The organism is uncultured Brachyspira sp. (genome assembly GCF_934747485.1).
Classification (GTDB): domain Bacteria; phylum Spirochaetota; class Brachyspiria; order Brachyspirales; family Brachyspiraceae; genus Brachyspira.
In genome coordinates this window covers 1-1,607 of the sequence record NZ_CAKVGN010000133.1, presented here as the reverse complement: position 1 = coordinate 1,607, position 1,607 = coordinate 1, and the positions used below count along the sequence as shown (strand labels likewise).

At 32.4% G+C, this 1,607-nt stretch carries 1 protein-coding gene; it reads right to left on the bottom strand.

The genetic code is table 11. The features are described 5' to 3' along the window. Positions 1-266 precede the first annotated feature (266 nt). On the bottom strand, positions 267-1,454 hold the full coding sequence (metK, locus tag Q0H31_RS13185) for a methionine adenosyltransferase (RefSeq protein WP_295298937.1): 1,188 nt from the start codon (positions 1,452-1,454) through the stop codon (positions 267-269). Positions 1,455-1,607: the final 153 nt, after the last annotated feature.

The window sequence follows — 1,607 nt, the reverse complement described above, 5'->3', positions numbered from 1 at the left end:
ATTATGATACACCTATGCTATACTTTAAGAAATTAAGGAATTCCTAACTGCAATATGTCTGGCTCCTGTGCATTATAATTATAATAGATTTATTTTAATTTTATATATGATTTTTTATAAGGCACACATGTTATTTAATAAATTTTTATAGGTTAAAATAGAATATTATTTTGAAAAAAGTTTTTAATTGTTTGTATAATAAAAGGCTTGCTAATGGTTATTATTAACAAGCCTTTTTGTTATGAAAAAATTTTTATTAATAAAAATTATTTTGTTGGATTAGCAAATAGATGTTTGATATCAGTTTTTTCCCAAGTGAACTCTGGAAGCTCTCTTCCAAAATGTCCATAAGCAGTAGTTTTTTCGTATATTGGTCTTCTTAAATCTAATGTTTTAATTATGCCTGCTGGAGTTAAATCAATTTGTTTAGAAATAATAGCAGCTAATACTTCATCATGAACTTTGCAAGTGCCGAAAGTATTAACATATACAGATAAAGGCTCAGGAACTCCAATAGCATAAGCAAACTGTACTAAAGCTCTATCAGCGATACCAGAAGCAACAATATTTTTAGCAACATAGCGAGCCATATAGCAAGCACTTCTATCTACTTTAGTAGGGTCTTTACCAGAGAAAGCACCGCCGCCATGAGCACCATGTCCGCCGTAGCTGTCTACAATGATTTTTCTTCCTGTTAATCCGCAGTCGCCCATAGGTCCGCCTACTACAAATGAACCTGTTGGGTTAATATAATATTTTGTGTTTTCATCAAGCATATTTTTAGGACATATTTCATTGATTACATGTTTTTTTATGTCTTCTTCTATTTGTTTATGCTCAACACCTGCAGCATGCTGAGTAGATATAACAACAGCATCTATTCTTGCTGCTTTGCCGTCTTTGTATTCTATTGTAACCTGACTTTTTCCGTCTGGTCTTAAATAGTCAACGATTTTATCTTTTCTAACCTTTGTTAAACGTTCTGCTAATCTATGAGCTAAATGTATGCTTAAAGGCATGAAAGTTTCTGTTTCATTTATAGCATAACCAAACATTATACCTTGGTCGCCTGCACCTTCAGAAATATTTGAAGATTCAGAATTAAATAATCCTTTACCAGCACTAACCCCCATATCTATATCAGGAGACTGTTCTGCAATAGCCTCCATAACCGCACAAGTATCAGCATCAAAACCCATATCGCTGCTTGTGTATCCTATTCGCCTTACGGTATCTCTAGCTATTTTTTGATAATCCAATCTAGCTTTTGTAGTGATTTCTCCGGCAATGATGAGCATTCCTGTTTTTGCTAAAGTTTCACATGCCACTCTAGAATTAGGATCTTGTTTTAAACATTCGTCTAAGACTGCGTCGCTTACAGCATCGCAAATCTTATCAGGATGGCCTTCTGTTACCGACTCAGAAGAGAAATGATAATTTTTTATCTCAGCCATAGTTTTACCTCTTATTAAAATAATCGTTTAATTATATATTATGTTTATATAATAGTCAATAACTTTTTTAGATAATTCTTGTTTAGGAGCCATACATATTGCACGTTTTTTAGTTTAAAAAAAGCAGGTATTCCTTATAATTTAATTAACTAA